We start from the raw sequence: 19690 nt of genomic DNA, 5'->3' as shown, positions 1-19690 counted from the left end.
AGATTGGATATGACCAACTTTGCCTCGCCCGAAGAATACAATCTGGCCGATCTGCTGTGCTGCGCCGCCTCGCGGGAGGTCCAGGACAATGAGATCGTCTTTGCCGGCACCGGCCTGCCCATGGTGGCCATCATGCTGGCGCAGAAGACCCATGCCCCGAATCTGAAACTGATCTTTGAAGCCGGCACCCTGGACGGCCGGCCGCCGGAATTGCCCACCTCGGTGGGGGATGCCCGTTGCGAGACCGGCGCTTCCCGTTCCTCGGGCCTGTACGACGCCTTTTCCATCGCCCAGCGCGGCTATGTCGATCTGGGCTATCTCGGCGGTGCCGAGGTCGACCAATACGGCAACGTCAACACCACCTGCATCGGCAACTATCTGGACCCGGAACTGCGCCTTACCGGCAGCGGCGGCAACCCGGACATCAACTCGTTCGCCAAGCGCACCGTGTTCATCATGGTCCATGAAAAACGGCGCTTTGTCGAGAACGTCAGCTACATCACCAGCCCCGGCTGGCGGGTGAAGCGGTGGCCGGGCGGCGAGTGGGTCCATCGGCGCGAACTCTACGGCGCGGCCTTTCGCGGCGGCCCCTCGGCGATCATCAGCACCGCCGGCGTGTTCCGCTTCGACGAGAACGATGGCCACATGTACCTAGACACCTGTCACCCCGGCAAGACCGTGGCGGAGATCAAGGATCTGTGCCAGTTCGATCTCGACGTCTCCCGGGTCAACGGCGAAACCGCCCCGCCCACCCGCGAGGAACTGCACTTCATCCACGACGTGCTCGATCCGGACGAGATCTTCATTCCCAAGGTGAAAAAGGGCTGAACTCCGATTCGTCTGTTATCCAACCAAGGAGGCGCCGTGGCAACTGCTGCGGTGCCTCTTTTGTTTTACTCGTTTCCACGCTGGAGAGTGGAAACGAGTAAACGATCAAAAGGCGCAGCCTGGCAAACCGGCAGAGAAGGAGCACGGCTGTATCGTGCCCGGCAACGTCCCAACAGCTGTTATCGTCTGACAACCGCTTGTTATCATTGAATCATGACGCGAAATCCCTTGCCTGTTTTCCGGCATCTTGTTAAACATCCGTCTGTCGATTGAAGCCCGGACCCTTCGCCTTGAGCGAGAGGAATGCCGGGTGATTCCAACTCGCTGTCTTCAGGTGGCACCTGTTGCTTGACCATGGCCGATATTCTCATCGTTGATGACGATTCCATGCTGGCCGAAATGCTGGCTGTTCATCTTGGCAACTCGGGGCATCGGGCCGAATGCGCGGCTACCCTGACCGAGGGGATCGAGTGTGCCCGCCGTGGCCGCTTCGATGTCGTTTTCCTCGACGTGCAATTGCCCGACGGCAACGGGTTGAATGCCTTTTCCCGTTTTGCCGAAACCGCCTCGCGGCCGGAAATCATCATCATGACCGGGTCAGGCGACCCCGATGGCGCGAAAAAGGCGATTCAGTCAGGAGCATGGAGTTACCTGGAAAAACCCCATGTCCTGCGCGATTTGCTGCTGCCTTTCACCCGGGCCTTGCAGTACCGGGAAGAAAAACAGAAAATCAGCCGGCTGCCGGTCGCCCTCAAACGCGAAACGATCATCGGTGCCAGCCCCAGCCTCGCGTCCTGCCTTGACCAGGTGGCCACGGCGGCGGCCAGTGAGGCCACGGTCCTGATCACGGGGGAGACCGGAACCGGCAAGGAAGTGTTTGCCCGCGCCATTCATGACAATTCCAACCGGGCCGCTCAGGCCTTTGTGGTGGTCGATTGCGCCTCGCTGCCCGAAACCCTGATCGAGAGCATCTTGTTTGGCCATGTCAAGGGGGCATTCACCGGCGCTGACCGGGCGTTCGGCGGTTTGATCGCCATGGCCCATGGCGGTACCCTGTTCCTCGACGAGGTGGGCGAATTGCCGGAACGTATCCAGAAAACCTTTCTTCGCGTCCTGCAGGAACACCGCTTTCGACCGGTCGGCGCGGCCCGGGAAGAGTTCAGCAATTTCCGGGTGATCGCCGCCACCAACCGCAATCTCGACCAGGAGGCGGCTGACGGCGCGTTCCGCGCCGACCTGCTCTACCGTCTCCGTTCCCTCCCCCTTCATCTGCCGCCGCTACGGGAACGGAAGGAAGACATCCGGCCACTCAGCCGCCATTTCCTCGCCAGGCTCTGCGATCGGGCCAAAGTCGGCTCCAAGGGGGTCGCCGATGAATTTTTCGAATACCTGCATGCCTATGACTGGCCGGGTAATGTTCGCGAACTGCAGCAAACCCTGGAGCAAGTGTTTGCCACCGCTGTCCATCATCCCACCCTGTTCGCCTACCATCTGCCCCAACAGATTCGGGTCTGCAAGACCCTTGAGTGCATTTCAGCCGAGGCCGCGAGAACACGGAGCGAACACACCGTCCCCCCAACGTCCCCGCCGGTGACCTGGAAGGCGTTCAAGGCGGAAAAGGAACGCGAATATCTGCGGCATCTTTTTGCGAGCACCAAGGGGAACATCAGGGATGCCTGCACCGTGTCGGGCCTGTCCCGTGCCCGACTGTACCAGCTGATCAACCTCCATGGCCTTGATCCCGAAACCTCTTGCCGTGACTGAACGACGCATCCCTTTGCCGCCTGGCATGGCTCCCTCCTTCCGCCACCTTCCGCTCGTCTAGAAAACTAGACAAACGCCTGTCTACAAAAAGAGACAAACAAGCCAACGGTTGCCGCCAGTTTCCCCTCCGTAAGGCGATTCATATTTCAACTAACTGATATTGTGCAATAATGTTTGATGGTGTTTTCCGTCCCAACTGGCAAGGTAAATGCTAAACAAACGACGTTTGGCCAGATTGCATGCAGCGGTGCCGCAGGGCACCATTCGGAGGGTTCATGCACCACGTCTTTCTTTACACACCCAGGGATTCAGCGACCTTTCGCCAGGTGGAGACCTATTTTCGCCAATTCTCCTGGAGCGGCGCACTGAGCACCCTGCCTCCCGGTTCGGGTTTTTCCTCGCCTCTGTGTCTGCAGATGCGCAGCAACGATATCCTTCTTCTCTTTGCCCACGACGACGACGATATCGATGCCCTGCTCCTCATGGGGGATGAATTCAAGAGTTACCGGATCATCCTGGTCATCAGCAGTGAGCAGCAGGTGCGCAACAACAGATATTCGCATCTTTCTCCACGATTTGTCGGCTACCTAGAAAGCAATATTGATGAGGTGGTTGAATATTTGACCAACATATTCAGGAAAGAAACACACAACACTCCTTTTCTTAAACGGTGAGCGCATGAACACAATGAAATTATCGGTGAAAATTGGTGGCGGTTTTGGACTGATCCTGGTGTTGCTGTTGATTGTCTCGTCATTTTCCTGGAATGGGCTCAATACCGCCGCGAACGGTATCAATGAATACGACCGGCGAGGCAACAACTCCAATATGGTGGCTAATCTCCAGGAACTGATGCTGCAGGTGCGGATGCAGGTGAAGGATTACATGATCACCCACAGCGACACCGACATGCAGGAGTACAAGGAGTACATGGGCAAACTGCAGGCGATACTGGATGAGGCCAAGGGCCGGATCAAGAATCCGGAACGCGCGGCCAAGATCGTTACCATCGACAAGGATGCCGACACCTACCAGACAGCCTTTGAGCAGCTCATCGCCGACATCAGGGAAAGCGACCGGATCATCAATGAAGTCCTGCGATTTCTCGGCCCTTCCATGCAAAACGGCATGAACGAGATCATGGCCTCGGCCAAGAACGATCAGGATTTCGATACCACCACCAGGGCTGCCCTGGCGACCCAGCACATGCTGCTTGCCCGGTTGTACGCGCAAAAATTTCTGGCCACCGTTTCCGAGAAGGATGCGGAACTGGTCGTGGCGGAAAACGGCAAGATGCAGGAGATCTTGGGGCAGATCGCCGCCGGAGCGCATGCCGAGCGCAGGGCCAAGGCGCAAAATGTGATTGCCGATGCCAAGACCTATATTGAGAGTTTCAACCAGATGGCCAAGGCGGCCATGGGCCGCAACACGGTCTACAACGGCACCCTGACCCAGATAGGGGGAGAGATCGCCACCTTGGTCGGCGACATCCGCGCCACCTATATCAAGGATCAGGAGGAGTTGGGCGAATCGCTCAAGTCGACCAGCAGGACCGGCATCCGCACCACCCTGCTCATCTCGGCGATGGCCTTGCTGCTCGGTGCTGTTTTTGCCATCTTTCTCACCCGGGCGATCACCGGACCGGTGCGCAAGACCGCTGCCTTTGCGGAAACCATGGCGGGCGGGGACTTCACCAGTAAATTGGAGGTCAACCAGGGCGATGAAATCGGTATCATGGCCCGATCGCTGAACGTCATGGTCGGCCAGTTGGGCAGTATGATCAAGGAAATCATCACCGGTATCAACCAGCTGTCCATGTCCTCCACCGATCTGGCGGCGGTGTCCAAACAGCTGTCCTCGGCTGCCAAGGATACCGCCGACAAGTCAGGTTCGGTGGCCGCGGCCACCGAGGAGATGAGCACCAATTTTCAGTCGGTTTCAGCGGCCATGGAGCAGTCGACCAGCAACGTCAACATGATCGCCTCCTCCACCGAGGAGATGACCGCCACGGTCAACGAAATCGCTGAAAGCGCCGAGAAAGCGCGGATCATCACCGACGCGGCGGTCAAGCAGTCGCAGGCGACCTCGACCAAGATGAGCGATTTGGGCGAATCGGCCAAGAAAATCGGCCGGGTCACCGAGACCATCACCGAGATCTCCGAACAAACCAACCTTCTGGCGCTCAACGCCACCATCGAGGCGGCCCGGGCCGGCGAGGCGGGCAAGGGATTCGCGGTGGTGGCCAACGAAATCAAGGAACTGGCCCGCCAGACCGCCGAGGCCACGGTGGACATCAAGAATCAGATCAGCGAGATGCAGGCGACCACCAGCACCACCATCGAGGATATTGCCCGGATTTCCGAGGTCATCGTCGAGATCAACAGCGTCATCAACGCCATCGCCACCGCCGTGGAGGAACAATCGGCGGCAACCAACGAAATCGCCAACAACATCGCCCAAGCCTCCCAAGGGATTGCCGAGGTCAACGAGAACGTGGCCCAAAGCACGGTGGTGGTGGCCGACATCACCCGCGACGTCACCGAGATCAGCCAGCAGTCGACCCAGGTGGGCGATGGCTCTGCCCAGGTGCAAACCAGCGCCCAGAGCCTCTCCGATCTGGCCGACCAACTGGAGCTGCTGGTGAAGAAGTTCAAGGTCTGAACAGATTCCCTCTCCCCCACCCCCGTCGTTCGTCCCGCGAGGCCATGCCCCGTGAAGGCGGACGATGGGGGCCTTGCCCATTCCTTGTTTCCCGTGTTCCCCGATGCCTACACCCTCGCCCCCCATCGCCACCCGTGACGGCAGCCATCGCGGCGCTTTCAGCAATTGGAAACTGCTTGTCCTGTTCCTCGGCACGGCCCTGGCGCTGATCGCAGGCGGGGCTGGATTCTATTTTCAACAGGAACAGGTGGTGGTCACGGAGCACTACAATCAACTGCAGTCGGTCGCCCGCATGAAAGCCAGTCAGATTTTTGCCTGGCGCCAGGAACGGCTGGCGGACGCACGCATGAATTCTTCGGGGATGATCAGAACCCTGGTCAGGGAGTGGTCCGTGACCGGCAAGCCTGAAACGCTTGAAGAGATCAGGGAGCGTCTCGCCTTTTTTCAGGAAAATGAGGGCTATGCCAACATGATTCTGGCCGATGCCCATGGTCGGATTCTCCTCTCCCTGATGCCCAGGGTCACCGAACTGGAGAAAGAAGAACAAGCACTGGTATACCAGGTGGCGGCATCCGCGGTCCCGATGTTCGGCGATTTCTACCATTGCCGCAACTGCCGCATGATTCACATGAATATCGCGGCCCCGGTCTTGGATAAAAACAACCGGGTGCTTGCCGTGCTCCTGTTGATCGTCGATCCGGGACAGAGCCTCTATCCGGTGATCCAGTCATGGCCAATCAAACAGAGCAATGCCGAAACACTGCTGGTCCGCGCCCAAGGCGACCATGTCCTCCTGCTCAGCAAGCTCCTCCATGAACCCCAGGCAACCCTCAATTACCGCGTCCCGCTGAGCAATACCGCCTCACCCGCCGTTCAGGCGGCCTTGGGGCAAACAGGCCTGTTTCGCGGCCTGGACTATCGCGGCGTCGAGGTGCTGGCCGACCTGAGCGCCATCCCGGAAACCGGCTGGTTCATGGTCACCAAAATGGATGCTCTCCACGCCCGCGCTGAATTGCGCTTCCGGGGCGTGTGCATCCTGCTGCTGGTGGTCATGGGGGCCATCATGACCGGGATTCTGGTCCGGCTCACCACCCTTTCCCGTCAAAAGTCGCTGACCGATGCCCTGCTCAACGAGGAGTTCGAACACCGCCAAACCCGGGGAGAAATTCGCGCCACGCTGTACAGCATCGGCGAAGGCGTGATCTCCACCGATGCCGCCGGCCTGATCACCCGGATGAACCCCGTGGCCGAGCAACTGACCGGCTGGCACGAGGCGGAGGCCCTGGGTAAGCCGCTGACACAGGTCTATCGCGTGATCGACGAGGAAACCGGCGAACCGGTCGCCTCGCCGGTTGACCGGGTGTTGCGTGAGCAAGCGATTGTGCGGATGAGCCATCATACCCTGCTGATCGCCAGGGATGACAGCCGCAGGCCGATTGTCGACAGCGGCGCGCCGATCCGCAACGAGGCGGGGCAGATTACCGGGGTGGTGATGATCATCCGCGACCAGAGCAAACGGAGGGCCATGGAAAAGGCCCGTGCCGAAAGCGCCAAACGATACGCTGATCTGCTGGAAAGCATCAGCGACCTGATTTGGCAGACCGATCGCGAGCATCGCCTGAGCTATGCCAGCCCCCGTTGCCTGGACATGCTCGGTTATTCCCCCCGGGAATGCGTCGGTCTCTCGTGGCTTGACCTGCTTTCCCCCAACAACGACAGCGAGGCCACCCGGACGCTTGTCGAGACCATGGCAGCCCTGCAACCCTGCAGCCAGCTTTGTCTGACCTGTCGCACCAGGGATGGGCGCGAGGTGATCCTTGAATCGAACGCCACTCCGGTGTTCGACCAGAAAGGGCGATTTGCCGGCTATCGTGGGGTCAGTCGGGACATCACCGAGCGCAAGCGCACCGAAGAGGCGCAAAAGCGGCTTGAATCCCAGTTGCTCCAATCGCAGAAAATGGAGGTGGTGGGGCGGTTGGCCGGTGGCGTGGCGCATGATTTCAACAACATGTTGACCGTGATCGGCAGTTACGTGGAGATGACCCTGAGCGATTTGACGGAACAGCATCCGCTGTACCGTCGATTGTTCGAGGTGCACAAGGCGGTCCAGCATTCGGCTGATCTCACCCGCCAGCTGCTCGCCTTTGCCCGTAAACAGGTCATCGCCCCCAAGGTGCTGGATCTCAATGAAACCATTACGGCGGCCTTGAAAATGCTGCAGCGGCTGATCGGGGAACATATCGATCTCCAATGGCAGCCCGGGGCCTCACTCTGGCCGGTACGAATGGATTCCACCCAGATCGGTCAGGTACTGGCCAACCTCGCGGTCAATGCCCGCGATGCCATCAGCGGCGCCGGACATCTCCACATTCAGACCGCCAATGTGGTTGTGCCAGCCGATGACGCGCCCTGTCTGGAACTGTCACCCGGTGATTACGTGCTCATCTCCGTCAAGGATGACGGCTGCGGCATGGACCAGGAGACCCAGAGCCGAATTTTCGAACCGTTTTTCACCACCAAGGAAAACGGCTGTGGCACCGGTCTTGGCCTGGCGACGGTGTATGGCATCGTCAAGCAAAATGACGGCGCGATCACCGTGGCAAGCGCACCGGGCCAGGGGACCGTCTTCCATGTATATCTGCCGCGTGCCGAGTTCAGCGCCAATGCGATGCCGCTCACCAATGGCGCGATCCGGCAGCGGGGAGTGGAAACCATCCTGCTGGTGGAAGACGAGTATGCCATCCTCGAATTGGCCGCCTATATCCTCGAACAGCGGGGCTATACCGTCCTGATGACCCGCAGTCCGGCGGAAGCCGTGGATCTTGCCCGTCGGCACCAGGGAGCGATTCATCTGTTGCTCACTGACTTGATCATGCCGGAAATGAACGGCCGCGACCTGGCCCGCACGGTGCGGGATATCCTGCCCGCCGTCAGGGTGCTGTACATGTCGGGCTATACCGCCGATATCATCGCCCACCACGGGGGGATGGAAAGGCTGGGGCATTTTCTTGAAAAACCCTTTACCGCCAGTCAGTTGACGCGAAAGGTTCGGGAGGTGCTGGATCAGGGGTGAGAGCGGCGGCACGAAAACGGCCCGGGCCATCTTTGGACATCGGTCGGTGAAATACGCTCGCCATTTTTCTTGACGTTGGTATAGTTGCCCTCCGGCAGTTTTTTTCTCTTTCAACACGGCCCCATGCCGGCCTCAACGAGCAAGGATTTCCCATGGGCATTGCCACCGACATCATCCTCCTCGTGCTCACCGCCTTTTTTTGCGGCCTGTTGATGCAGCGGCTGCGTCAGCCGTTGATTCTCGGCTACATTCTCGCCGGGGTCATCCTCGGTCCCCATACCGGCGGCCTGACCATCTCCGACGCCCACGATATCGAATTGCTGGCCGAAATCGGCGTCGGCTTGCTGCTGTTCGCCCTGGGGCTGGAATTTTCCCACAAGGATCTCAAGCCGGTCAAATGGATCGCCCTGGCCGGCACGCCGTTGCAGATCGGTCTGAGCGTGACGCTCGGCATCGGTATCGGCCAACTGATGGGCTGGGATTTGAAAACCTCGGTCTGGTTCGGCGCCCTGATTTCCCTGTCGTCGACCATGGTGATCCTCAAAACCCTGATGAATCAGGGCTGGCTCGGCACCTTGTCGAGCAAGGTGATGATCGGCATGCTCATTGTTCAGGACCTGGCGGTGGTGCCCATGCTGATCATCCTGCCGCTGATGAACGATCCGGCCGCCGGCATGGTTCAGCTCGGCCATGCGGCGATCAAGGCCGCTCTCTTTCTGCTCGGCATGTTCGTCCTCGGCGCCAAGCTGCTGCCCTGGCTGATGCGGCGCATCGCCAAGATCGGCTCGCGTGAGTTGTTTCTCCTGGCGATCATCGCCATCGGTCTCGGCATCGGCTACGCCACCTACCTGATCGGCCTGTCCTTCGCCTTCGGCGCCTTCATCGCCGGCATGGTGCTCAACGAATCCGACTACGGCCATCAGGCGCTGAGCGACATCATTCCCCTGCGCGATGTGTTTGGCCTGCTGTTCTTCGCCTCGGTGGGCATGTTGCTCGATCCCCGCTTCATGGTCGACCATTTCGCCACCATCCTCCTGCTGGTGCTGTTGGTCAGCGTCGGCAAGGGATTGATCTTTGCCACCATTTCCTGGATGTTTCGCTACGGGAACGTTATTCCCATCGCCGTGGGGTTGGGCCTGTTTCAGATCGGCGAATTTTCCTTTGTCCTGGCCCGGATCGGCCTGAGCAGCAAATCGGTAAACACCGATTTCTACAACCTGGTGCTGACCACCGCGGTGCTGACCATGATTCTCACCCCGGTCATCTCCGCCCAGACCTCGCGCCTCTATTCCTTGAAAAAACGGTGGTTCCAGAAGGAGCAATTGGAATCGCTCAACTTTCCCGACAAGGGATTCGACCATCATGTGGTTATTGCCGGCGGCGGCCGGGTGGGAATGCAGATCGCGACCACCCTCCATCGGCTGTCCATCCCCTTTGTGATCATCGAGCTCGACCAGCGGCGGATCGAACAGGCCAAGAATGCCGGATTTGCGGTGGTCTACGGCGACGCCAGCCATGAAATCGTGCTCGAGGCGGCCTCGATGCACAAGGCGGCCCTGCTGGTGGTGACCATCCCCGGCATCGTCGAATCGCAGACCATTGTCGCCCACGCCCAGCGGCTCAACGGCCGCATCGAGGTGGTGGCCCGCATCTCGGACCCGGATTTCTTCGAGGTTTTCAGCGAACTCAATGTCACCGACCTGGTCTATCCCGAATTGGAAGCCGGCCTGGAGATGGCCCGTCAGGTGCTGCTCGCCCTGCACATCCCGGTCACCGAGATTCAGCGGCAGACCGAGGCCTTGCGCCAGGAATATTTCACCAGCAGAATGAGCCAGAGCAAGCCCTATCAGACCCTGTCCCAGTTTCGCTCGGCCGAGCAGCAGTTTGATCTGGAGTGGGTGACCGTTGGCGAAGGCAGCGCCCTGATCGATCGCACCATCGGCGAGGCCGAGATCCGCAAGAAAACGGGGGTATCGGTGGTGGGTGTGCTCCGTGAGGATCAGTTGGAGCCCAATCCCGGGCCGCAGTTTCGTTTTCAGGAAAAGGATCTGGTGGCGGTCATCGGCTCCAGCGAGGCCCGTGACGCCTTTCAGGCCAAGTTCTTTCCCGGTGCGCGGTTAAGCGCGGAACCGGCGGCCTGAACCTGGCGCCTCGCTCCGTCGCCTTGCCAGAGCGGCGGGCTGTGCGATAAATATTTGCAACGCTTATCCCGTTGTGGTACGAAATCGTTTTGAATTGTTCTCTTCTCCAGCCGTTGAAGACCGTATTCCCTGAAGAGCGTCTATCATTCCCCTGAACCACAGAGAGCGTTGTTCCCTTTCCGCTGGCCGCATCCGCCGGATGCGGCGTCGTTGGGTATTTTTCACAAGTCAAGATGTACGGGCACCCCATGAAAGCCACCAATTATCGCGAGATTCCCTATAATTTTACCTCGGCCGACGATCGGCTGATCATCAACCACCTGTTTGGCCAAACGGTCTGGGACGATCTGGAGGAACTGCGCAGCCAACGGGTCACCGGCCGTTCCGCCCGGTTGGTGATGCGCTGCATCGGTGATCTGTTCATCCTCCACCGCAACCCTTTCCTCTATCAGGAATTGATCGATTCGCCCCGCCGCCGCTTTTCCTTCTTCACCACCATGAAAAGGGATCTCGACATTATCGAACACACGGCCAAAAAGGTGAACGTTGATATCGAGCGCAGCAACAAGGTGGTCAACTTGGTTCGTCTCTGCCGGGAACGGGCCCGTGCCTTACAAAAAGAGATTAGCACCGCCCAGGCCACCCGAGCCCGGATCCGCAAGCGGCTCGGGGCGGTGATCGGCGGCGACAACGTCTGCTTCGATCCGTTTTCCCTGATCAGCCATGCCACCGACGCCACCGACTGGCGGCTCTTTCTGCCCGTGGCCGTGGTTCGGCCCTCCAGCGAGGAACAGGTCGCGCCCCTGCTGACGGCCATTGCCGAATTGGGATTGCACGTCATCCCGCGCGGCGGCGGCACCGGACTGACCGGCGGCGCCGTGCCGGTGAGCGCGGGTTGCGTGATGATCAACACCGAAAAACTCAACCGCATCCATGGGATCGAGGAACGCGCATTTCGCGGCGATGACGGGACAACGCGGCAAATGGCGGTGCTCCGGCTCGAGGCCGGGGTCATCACCCAGGACGCCATGGCCTTTGCCGAGCGGCAGGGACTGGTCTTTGCCACCGATCCGACCAGTGCCTGGGCGTCGACCATCGGCGGCAACATCTCGGAGAATGCCGGCGGCAAGACGGCGGTGCTCTGGGGCACGGCCATCGATAACCTGCTGGCCTACACCATCGCCATGCCCGGCGCCGGTCTGCTCCAGGTCAAGCGGGTCGATCATCCCATGCGCAAGATTCTGCCCGAGGATCAGGTGATCTACGATGTTGTCGATGCCCAAGGGGCGCTGGTGCGGCGGGTAGCACTGCGCGGCGACGAGATCCGCAAGAAGGGGTTGTGGAAGGATATCACCAACAAGGCCCTGGGCGGCCTGCCCGGCGTGCAGAAGGAGGGGACCGACGGCATCATCACCAGCGCCGAGTTCATCCTCTATCCAGCCTACGAGAAGAAGCTGACCTTTTGCCTCGAATTCTTCGGCGCCGACATGGACGAAGCCAGCCGGGTGATCGTCGAGATCTCCGAGCAGTTCGTCAACCAGGGCGAGGAAGCCCTGATGGCGCTCGAACATTTCGACGAGGAGTACATCCGGGCGATCAACTACAAGTTCAAGGCGGCGCGCAGCGAATCGCCCAAGGCGGTGCTGCTGATCGACATGGTCGGCCACACCACCGCGCAGATTCTGCGCGGCAAGGAGCGGTTGCTGCGTCTGTTGGACCGCTATGGCAACACCGAGATCTTTGTCGCCAGCGACGCCGACGAGGCCAGCCGTTTCTGGCGCGACCGCAAACGGCTGGGGGCCATCGCCGCCCGCACCAACGCCTTCAAGCTCAACGAGGATATCGTCCTCCCCCTGCCGGCCCTGGCCGAGTTTGCCCGTTTTGTCGATGCCACCAACCTCGACGAGGACGTCTACAACCAGCAAAGCGTGGTCCAGGAGATCCTGGCCTACCTCCAGGTAGCCGAGCCGATCGAGGATCCGGACTGGCTGGAGGCCAAGATGCCCAAGGCGGCCGAGCTGTGCGGCGTTGCCCTGGCCGGCCTGGCCGAGCGGGCCGTCGAGGCGGTGCGCGGTGAAACCCATCTGAAATCCCTGGCCAACGACCTGCTCGAACTGTTTCGCGGCTATCCCCGGATCAGCGCCAACATCCAGCGGATCCGCGAAGAAGTGCGCAAGCGGCGGATCATCATCGCCACCCACATGCATGCCGGCGACGGCAACGTCCACGTCAACATCCCGGTCTTCTCCAACGACCGGGCCATGATGCAGCGCGCCGCCGAGACGGCCGACGCGGTCATGGCCAAGGCCGTGGCCCTGGGGGGCGTGGTCAGCGGCGAGCACGGCATCGGCATAACCAAGATGAAGTTCCTCGACCGGCAGATGATCGACGAATTGAACCTGTACCGCCAGCGGATCGATCCCCGTGGGGTGATGAATCCGGGCAAGCTGGTTGACCCGGCCATCATCGACAAGGTGTTCACCCCCTCGTTCAACCTGCTGGAACTGGAGGCGCGCATCCTCCAGCACGGTTCCCTGGAGACCCTGGCCACCAAGATCTCCAAGTGTGTCCGTTGCGGCAAGTGCAAGGCCGACTGCTGCGTATTCTATCCGGGCAGTTCACTGTTCTTTCATCCGCGCAACAAGAACCTGGCCATTGGTTCGCTGATCGAGGCCCTACTCTACGACATGCAGCGCGCCCACTTTCCGCGCTTCAACCAGTTGAAGAACCTGGAAGAGATCGCCGACCACTGTACCCTGTGCGGCAAGTGCTTCAAGCCTTGTCCGGTGGACATCGACACCGCCCAAGTGTCGATCCTGGAGCGTCAGATTCTCGGCGAGCGCGGCTACAAGCATTCACCCCTGCCCACGCGGATGTCGCTCCACTACCTCAAGACCCGCAACCGGGTCTACAACCTCCTGTTCCGCAAGACCGTGGTCGAATGGGGCGCCAATGCCCAGCGGATCGCGGCCGAGCTGTTCCGCCAGGCCCCGGAGGCCCTGCGCAACACGAAGTGGCGGCTGGTGCACATGCTCAAATCACCGATGATGCCGCCGACCAACCGCTCCCTGCGCGCCACCCTGCCCAAGTGCTCGCTCAACGAGGCCCTGCTGCTCAACCCGCCGGAGGCTTGCGGCAAGACGGTGTTCTATTTTCCGGGCTGCGGCTCGGAGCGGCTGTATGCGGAAATCGCCGAGGCCGCGATTTACAGCCTGCTCAAGACCGGGGTGCGGGTGGTGCTGCCGCCGCCCCACCTGTGCTGCGGCTTTCCGGCCAAGGCCAACGCCAAGAGCACAATGCACGGCGACGTCACCCTGCGCGACACCATCATCCTCAGCCAGATCCGGGAGATGCTCGGTTACATCAGTTTCGACGGGCTGATCGTCAGCTGCGGCACGTGCCGCGAGGCCCTGCATGAGCTGGGAGCCGAGGAAATTCTCGGCTGCTCCCTGGCCGATGTCTCCTCCTTTGTGCTCGAACAGGCGCCGGAACGGTTCACCCAGGACAAGGAGCGGCAGTTTCTCTACCACGCCCCCTGCCACGACTCGCTCCAGGGCGAGGGACACCTGATGGTGCGGCGGATCGGCGGTCAAGTGACCTCCATCGGCGGCTGCTGCTCCGAGGCCGGCACCATGGCCCTGTCGCGGCCCGACATCACCGGCGCCATGCTGAGGCGCAAGCGCGACAACCTGCTGGCCGCCGGCGACACGTCCCAGGCGCGGACCATCGTCACCAATTGTCCGTCCTGTATTTCCGGTCTGGGCCGCAACCGCGATTTGGGCATCCTCCCCCGGCATCTGGCTGTCCTGTTGGCCGAGTCGTTGGGTGGCGCCGAGTGGCAAAAAGAACTGAAAACCATGTTGCACAAAGCCGAGGCGGTCACCTTCTGACCGCTTCCAGGCGTCTTTTCCGTTGGTCGATCAAAGGGAAAAGCCGCAGCGATGGACGGTCCTCGCCCCCCGGGAAACACATGACCGGCGGTTGCGGCGGATCCGGAACGCGGTACCTTGACTTCATTGCCGCCGCCGCTCGATCAACTCCGCGAATCAATCGGTGATCCCCATGAACAGGAAAACATGTTTTTTTCGCCTCGTCGCCCTCCTCTCCCTGTGCGCCTACGTCCTCCTGCCCCTCAAGGCCCTGGCGCTGAGCATCGGCGAGGAACGGAAGATCGGCGACCAACTGCTCTATTCGGTCCGCAAGGAACTGCCCATTCTCGACGAACCGGATATCAGCCAATATATCAATACGCTGGGCAACAAGGTCCTGCAGATCGTCGGGCCGCAGTATTTCGATTACCGGTTTTTCGTGGTCAAGAGCGATCAGTTCAACGCCTTCGCCGCCCCGGGCGGCTTGGTCTTTTTTTACACTGGCCTGATCGAAACCATGAACAACGAGGATCAGATGCTCAGCGTGCTCGCCCATGAGATCGGCCATGTGGTCAGCCGGCATATCGCCCAGCGCCTGGACAAGGGCTCCAAGGTCAGCGCCGCCACCCTGCTGCTGGCGGTCGCGGGCCTGGCCATGGGCGTTCCCGGGCTGTCACCGGGCTTGATGATGGGGTCGATGGCCGCCGGGCAGGCCATCAACCTCCAGTACAGCCGTGAGGACGAGGAGCAGGCGGATCGTCTGTCCTTTGGCTGGCTGAAGCAGATGCGGCGCGACCCCTCGGCCATGGAGGACATGCTGCGGGTCATGCGGCGGATCACCCGCTACCGCATGGGCAGCGAAACCCCCCAGTATCTCCTGACCCACCCCAATCCGGAGGCCCGGCTGGGCTATGTTGCATCACTGCTGGAATTGGAAAAACAAAAAACGGGGGCAGCGTACGACACAACCGATAATTTCAAATTTCTCCGCTTCAAATATCGGGTGCTGATGCAGGCCATCGATCACGAAAAACTGCGGATTTACTGCGTCAATACCCTGGCCTCGGCCACGAAAGTGGAAGATCGGACCCTGGCTCATTTCGGCCTGGCCTTGCTGGCAGCCGAGGAACGCAAATTCGACCAGGCCCTGCAGCATCTGGCCACCGTCCAGGAGCAGTACCCGCGCGAGACGATTCTCGACATCGACCGCGCGGTTCTTTTCATCCAGGCCGGTCGGATGGACGAGGCGCGCACGCTCCTCGAACAGGCGGTCAAGCGCGATCCGACCGATATGTACGGTCTCTATCAGTTGGCCAAGATGGAATTGATGCGCGGCAGCACCGCCCGGGCCGAGCAGCTGCTGCAGCGGGTGGCGGCAGCCATGCCCGAGTTTCCTCAGCTTTATTTCGATCTGGGGCAGATCGAGTCCAGCCGGGGCAAGGAAGGGGCGTCCGTCTTTTACCTGGGCAAGTACAACCTCTACAGGGGCAAGATCAAACTTGCCAAGCAGTACCTGACCCGCGCCTCCAAGGAAACGAATGTACCGGAACAGATGCGCATTGAAGCCCGGGCTCTGCTCGATAAACTCAAGGATCTGGAAAAAGGAATCTGATAGCCATGCTCAAGCGATTTTCGGTTTCACTGGATGAAAAACTGCTTGCTCAGTTCGACGACTATATTCGGCCCCGTGGCTATTCCAATCGTTCCGAGGCGGTGCGCGACCTGATCCGCAAGATGTTGGTCAACGAGGAATGGGAGCAGGACAGCGAGGTGGTGGGGGTGGTGACCCTGGTCTACAACCACCATCAGCCGCAGCTCCAGGAAAAGATCACCGAGCTGCAACACGACTACCACCACCAGATCACCTCGACCACCCATGTGCACATGGATCATGACAACTGCCTTGAGGTGACCATTGTCAAGGGCCGGGCCTCGCAGGTGCGCGAGCTGGCGGAACAGCTCATTGCCTTGCGCGGGGTCAAGAACGGCAACCTGACCATGTCAAGCACCGGCGGCCACCTGCATTAAGGCCGGCGGCCATTCTTTTCGGTGTTCATTCCTTTCGGTGTTTACGCCAGTTTTGGTGGGTGATGCCGAATTTCTTGATTTTGTAGTTCAGCGCCCGCGGACTGATGCCCAGGCTGCGGGCCGCATCCTTCTGTACCCACAGATTGTCGGTCAGCGCCTTGAGGATCAGTTCGCGTTCATGGACGGCCAGCGGTTCGATCTCCTGGATGAGAGGCGCGGCGGTTCGTCCCATTTCCGGAATATGGATCGAGGATAGGCCGATCAGCTCCCCTTCTTCAAGGATAACCGCGCGTTCAATGGTGTTGGCCAGCTGGCGGATATTGCCCGGCCACTCATAGCCCTGGATCATGGCCAGGACCTCGGGGGTAAAGCCGGTGATGTGGCGCTTGTTGAGCGAGGCCGCCGATTTCTCCAGCAGTTTGTTGGCCAGCGGCACCAGACAGCGGGGCCGCTCCTTGAGCTGCGGCAGATGGACCGGCAGGACGCTGATGCGATAGTAAAGGTCCTCGCGGAATTTGCCGGCGGCGATCAAGGCCTGCAGATCCCTGTTGGTGGCGGTGATGAGCCGCACGTCCACCCTGATGGTCTTGTTGCCGCCGACCCGTTCAAACGACTTTTCTTCCAGCACCCGCAGCAACTTGGCCTGGATCTCCAGGGGAATCTCGCCGATTTCGTCAAGAAAAACGGTGCCGCCGTCCGCCTGCTCGAAACGGCCGATGCGCTGCTTGTCGGCGCCGGTGAACGCCCCTTTTTCATGGCCGAACAGTTCGGATTCCAAAAGGGTTTCCGGAATGTTGGCGCAGTTGATCTTGATGAAGGGTCGGTTACGGCGCGGTGAGTTGTAGTGGACCGTGCCGGAAAGAAAGCTTTTGCCGGTTCCGGTGCTGCCGGTGATCAGGATCGTGGCGTCGGTGGAAGCGAATTTCTTCAGGCTCTTGATCACCGCCTTGAAGCTGTCGCTCTCGGCAATGATCCGGTCAAAGCTGTAGACGATGTCCTGGGTGCGGCGGAGATAGTCCAGTTCCCGCTCCTGCTGCCGCTTGTGCAGCGCCTGCCGCACCGTCCGTTTGACCCGGCCCGGGGAGAGGGGGTGGCTGAGCACATCGTAGATGATCGGCTCCTGATTTTTATCGATATGGACCGAATCCTCGGATTCGCAGGTGATGATCACCGGCGTCGAGGGAACATGCTCCTGGATTTTTTGCAGCAACCCCATTTTCTTGCCTTTTTCCGGCTGAAAATTCATGAAAATGATGTCATAGGGTTTTTTGCTGACCTCGTGCTGAAACTGTTGGGGATCGTTGTGAAAGGTGAGATCGCACTGAGCCGCCAGGGCGGCCTCGATGCTTAACCTGCTTTCCGGCGGACATTTATAGGCAAGAACTGCGGCTTTTTTGTCTTCCATGATCTGCCCCCGAGGTTGGCTGAATTTCAATTACGTGGTTGCAATATCTTTTTTGTAACTTTACCTCTGGTCATGGCAAAGGTAAAGACATTCCATGGGTTCCATCAACAACTGATTGAACCGTCAACCTGATTCGAGGAGTATGTTTTCCATCAACACAATCGTGTTTGTGACCGGTGTCCTGCTGCTGCTTGGCATCGGTTCCAGCAAATTCTCGGCCCGGATCGGCATGCCGGTCCTGGTGCTGTTCCTGGGCGTGGGCATGTTGGCCGGCTCGGAGGGGCTGGGCGGCATTGCCTTTGAAGATTACCATTTCGCCAACAGCATCGGCAGCGTGGCCTTGGCCTTGATTCTGTTCGACGGCGGCCTGCGGACCTCGGTGCGCTCGGTGCATGCGGCCTGGCGACCGGCGCTATCCCTGTCAACCCTGGGCGTGCTGCTGACCTCGGTCTTCACCGGCCTTGCCGCGTCCTGGGTCCTCGAGGTCCCGGTGCTGCACGGCATGCTGTTGGGAGCCATCGTCGGCTCCACCGACGCGGCGGCGGTGTTCTCCATTCTCCGCACCAGCGGCCTGCGCCTGTCCCGGCGCCTGACCGCCACCCTGGAGGTGGAGAGCGGCTCCAACGACCCCATGGCCATTTTTCTCACCGTCGGGTTGATTGGCCTGATCATGGGAACGGCCGATTCCGTGCCCGGTATCCTGCTGCTGTTCGTGCTCCAGTTCGGAGTCGGCGGCCTGGTGGGCATCGGAATCGGCTATGGGGCCGCCTGGGTGGTCAATCGCAGCAATCTCGATTACCCCGGACTCTATCCCATTCTGGTGCTGGCCTTCGGACTGCTGGCTTTTGGCCTGGCGGCGGTTCTCGGCGGCAGCGGCTTTCTCGCGGTCTACATCGCCGGCATTGTGCTGGGCAACAGTTCGCTGGTCTACCGCAATGGCATTTTTCTGTTTCACGACGCCGCCGCCTGGCTGGGGCAGATCGTGCTTTTCGTCATGCTAGGGATGCTCAGCTTTCCCAGCCGGCTGGTCGAGGTGGCCATGGATGGACTGGTGATCGCCCTGGTGCTGATTTTCCTCGCCCGCCCGGTGGCGGTGGCCTGTTCGGCCTTTTGGTTTCGCTTTAACCTGCGGGAGTTGTCCTTTCTCTCCTGGGTGGGACTCAAGGGGGCCGTGCCCATCACCCTGGCCACCTTTCCGCTGCTGGCGGGCATGGAAGGCGGCGGGCTGATCTTCAACGTCGTCTTTTTTGTCGTCCTGGTGTCGGCAATCACCCAGGGCTGGTCCCTGCCCCTGGTCGCCCGCTGGCTGAAATTGGGGGTACGGATCGAATCGACCTCGCCGCTCACCGTTGAAATCAATGCGCTGCGCCATGTGGACGGCGAGATTGTGGAGTACCGGGTCGGCGCCCACTCGCCTGTGGCCGGCAAGGCCCTGCGCGACCTCGCCCTGCCCTACGAGGTGACCGTGACCCTGGTGGTTCGCGGCAGCGAGGTGATCATGCCCCGGGGACGGACCGTGCTTGAGCCCGGCGACCAGGTTTTCGTGGCCATGCGGCGAAAGGTCAAGCCATTGCTCGATTGTCTCTTTGATACCTGCGCCGAGCCGGTTATCCTGACACCGGGACAACGGATCGCTTTCCGCGCCGATCACACCATTGGCCAGTTGTGTGGTTTTTTCACCCTGACCTGTCCGTCGGACCCCGACAGAACGCTGGCCGCCCTGGTCGAAGCGGCGAAAAGCGGGCCGCCCGCCCGGCTGGGGCCGTTTCTCGTTGCCTCAGGGAGCGACGCCGGTCTGGTGACCCTAATTTTTTCCCCCGACAACGTGGAACAATTGCCCGGCTGCGAATGCATCCCGCCGGGAAAGATGGTTGACCCCCTCTGAAGCACGCCCGCACCGCAGGGCGCTTCCCGCATTTTT

11 protein-coding genes are annotated in these 19690 nt (G+C 60.4%); 10 read left to right on the top strand and 1 reads right to left on the bottom strand.

Translation table 11 applies throughout. The annotated features are described in order from the left end of the window. Positions 1–9: 9 nt before the first annotated feature. The 9 genes from DESPR_RS08570 to nikR all read left to right on the top strand — a co-directional run bounded on the left by DESPR_RS08570 (position 10) and on the right by nikR (position 16364). Positions 10–828 (top strand): CoA-transferase subunit beta, encoded by an 819-nt coding sequence (locus DESPR_RS08570; RefSeq protein ID WP_015724410.1) that lies wholly within the window; start codon positions 10–12, stop codon positions 826–828. 354 nt (positions 829–1182) lie between these two features. Further along, a complete protein-coding gene (locus DESPR_RS08565; protein ID WP_015724409.1) occupies positions 1183–2592 on the top strand; it encodes a sigma-54-dependent transcriptional regulator in 1410 nt (469 codons plus the stop codon). A 275-nt stretch (positions 2593–2867) separates the two neighbouring features. Beyond that, positions 2868–3266: a hypothetical protein gene (locus tag DESPR_RS08560; protein WP_015724408.1), complete on the top strand. Its 399-nt coding sequence runs from the start codon at positions 2868–2870 to the stop codon at positions 3264–3266. 4 nt (positions 3267–3270) lie between these two features. Next, positions 3271–5253, top strand: coding sequence for a methyl-accepting chemotaxis protein (locus tag DESPR_RS18960; RefSeq protein ID WP_015724407.1), 1983 nt, complete (start codon positions 3271–3273; stop codon positions 5251–5253). A 103-nt stretch (positions 5254–5356) separates the two neighbouring features. After that, complete coding sequence (locus DESPR_RS17245) at positions 5357–8326, top strand: PAS domain S-box protein (RefSeq protein ID WP_052302080.1); 2970 nt, start codon at positions 5357–5359, stop codon at positions 8324–8326. Positions 8327–8478: 152 nt separating this feature from the next. Next, the gene (locus DESPR_RS08545) at positions 8479–10467 is read left to right on the top strand and encodes a monovalent cation:proton antiporter family protein (protein ID WP_015724405.1); all 1989 of its coding nucleotides are present in this window, start codon (positions 8479–8481) and stop codon (positions 10465–10467) included. 248 nt (positions 10468–10715) lie between these two features. Continuing rightward, the gene (locus tag DESPR_RS08540; protein ID WP_015724404.1) at positions 10716–14357 is read left to right on the top strand and encodes a DUF3683 domain-containing protein; all 3642 of its coding nucleotides are present in this window, start codon (positions 10716–10718) and stop codon (positions 14355–14357) included. A gap of 172 nt (positions 14358–14529) precedes the next feature. Beyond that, positions 14530–15948, top strand: coding sequence for a beta-barrel assembly-enhancing protease (locus DESPR_RS08535; RefSeq protein WP_015724403.1), 1419 nt, complete (start codon positions 14530–14532; stop codon positions 15946–15948). 5 nt (positions 15949–15953) lie between these two features. Beyond that, positions 15954–16364 (top strand): nickel-responsive transcriptional regulator NikR, encoded by a 411-nt coding sequence (nikR, locus tag DESPR_RS08530; RefSeq protein WP_015724402.1) that lies wholly within the window; start codon positions 15954–15956, stop codon positions 16362–16364. Between the two features lie 25 nt (positions 16365–16389). Here the strand turns inward: nikR and DESPR_RS08525 are convergent, their stop codons facing one another. Then, positions 16390–17769, bottom strand: a complete 1380-nt coding sequence (locus DESPR_RS08525) for a sigma-54 interaction domain-containing protein (protein ID WP_015724401.1) — start codon at positions 17767–17769, stop codon at positions 16390–16392. A gap of 142 nt (positions 17770–17911) precedes the next feature. On the opposite strand from DESPR_RS08525, the gene DESPR_RS08520 reads away from it, so the two are divergent. Further along, positions 17912–19654: a potassium/proton antiporter gene (locus DESPR_RS08520; protein ID WP_015724400.1), complete on the top strand. Its 1743-nt coding sequence runs from the start codon at positions 17912–17914 to the stop codon at positions 19652–19654. Positions 19655–19690 lie beyond the last annotated feature (36 nt).

The organism is Desulfobulbus propionicus DSM 2032 (assembly GCF_000186885.1).
In the GTDB taxonomy this organism is placed as follows: Bacteria; Desulfobacterota; Desulfobulbia; order Desulfobulbales; family Desulfobulbaceae; genus Desulfobulbus; species Desulfobulbus propionicus.
The sequence above is the reverse complement of the archived record's forward strand: the minus strand, read 5'-3'. Positions and strand labels throughout refer to the sequence as shown.

Bases quoted from the DNA above. Each gene is read 5' to 3' on its own strand.
- DESPR_RS08570 (WP_015724410.1), top strand. From the start codon at position 10: ATGACCAACTTTGCCTCGCCCGAAGAATACAATCTGGCCGATCTGCTG.
- DESPR_RS08565 (WP_015724409.1), top strand. From the start codon at position 1,183: ATGGCCGATATTCTCATCGTTGATGACGATTCCATGCTGGCCGAAATG.
- DESPR_RS08560 (WP_015724408.1), top strand. From the start codon at position 2,868: ATGCACCACGTCTTTCTTTACACACCCAGGGATTCAGCGACCTTTCGC.
- DESPR_RS18960 (WP_015724407.1), top strand. From the start codon at position 3,271: ATGAACACAATGAAATTATCGGTGAAAATTGGTGGCGGTTTTGGACTG.
- DESPR_RS17245 (WP_052302080.1), top strand. From the start codon at position 5,357: ATGCCTACACCCTCGCCCCCCATCGCCACCCGTGACGGCAGCCATCGC.
- DESPR_RS08545 (WP_015724405.1), top strand. From the start codon at position 8,479: ATGGGCATTGCCACCGACATCATCCTCCTCGTGCTCACCGCCTTTTTT.
- DESPR_RS08540 (WP_015724404.1), top strand. From the start codon at position 10,716: ATGAAAGCCACCAATTATCGCGAGATTCCCTATAATTTTACCTCGGCC.
- DESPR_RS08535 (WP_015724403.1), top strand. From the start codon at position 14,530: ATGAACAGGAAAACATGTTTTTTTCGCCTCGTCGCCCTCCTCTCCCTG.
- nikR (WP_015724402.1), top strand. From the start codon at position 15,954: ATGCTCAAGCGATTTTCGGTTTCACTGGATGAAAAACTGCTTGCTCAG.
- DESPR_RS08525 (WP_015724401.1), bottom strand. From the start codon at position 17,769: ATGGAAGACAAAAAAGCCGCAGTTCTTGCCTATAAATGTCCGCCGGAA.
- DESPR_RS08520 (WP_015724400.1), top strand. From the start codon at position 17,912: ATGTTTTCCATCAACACAATCGTGTTTGTGACCGGTGTCCTGCTGCTG.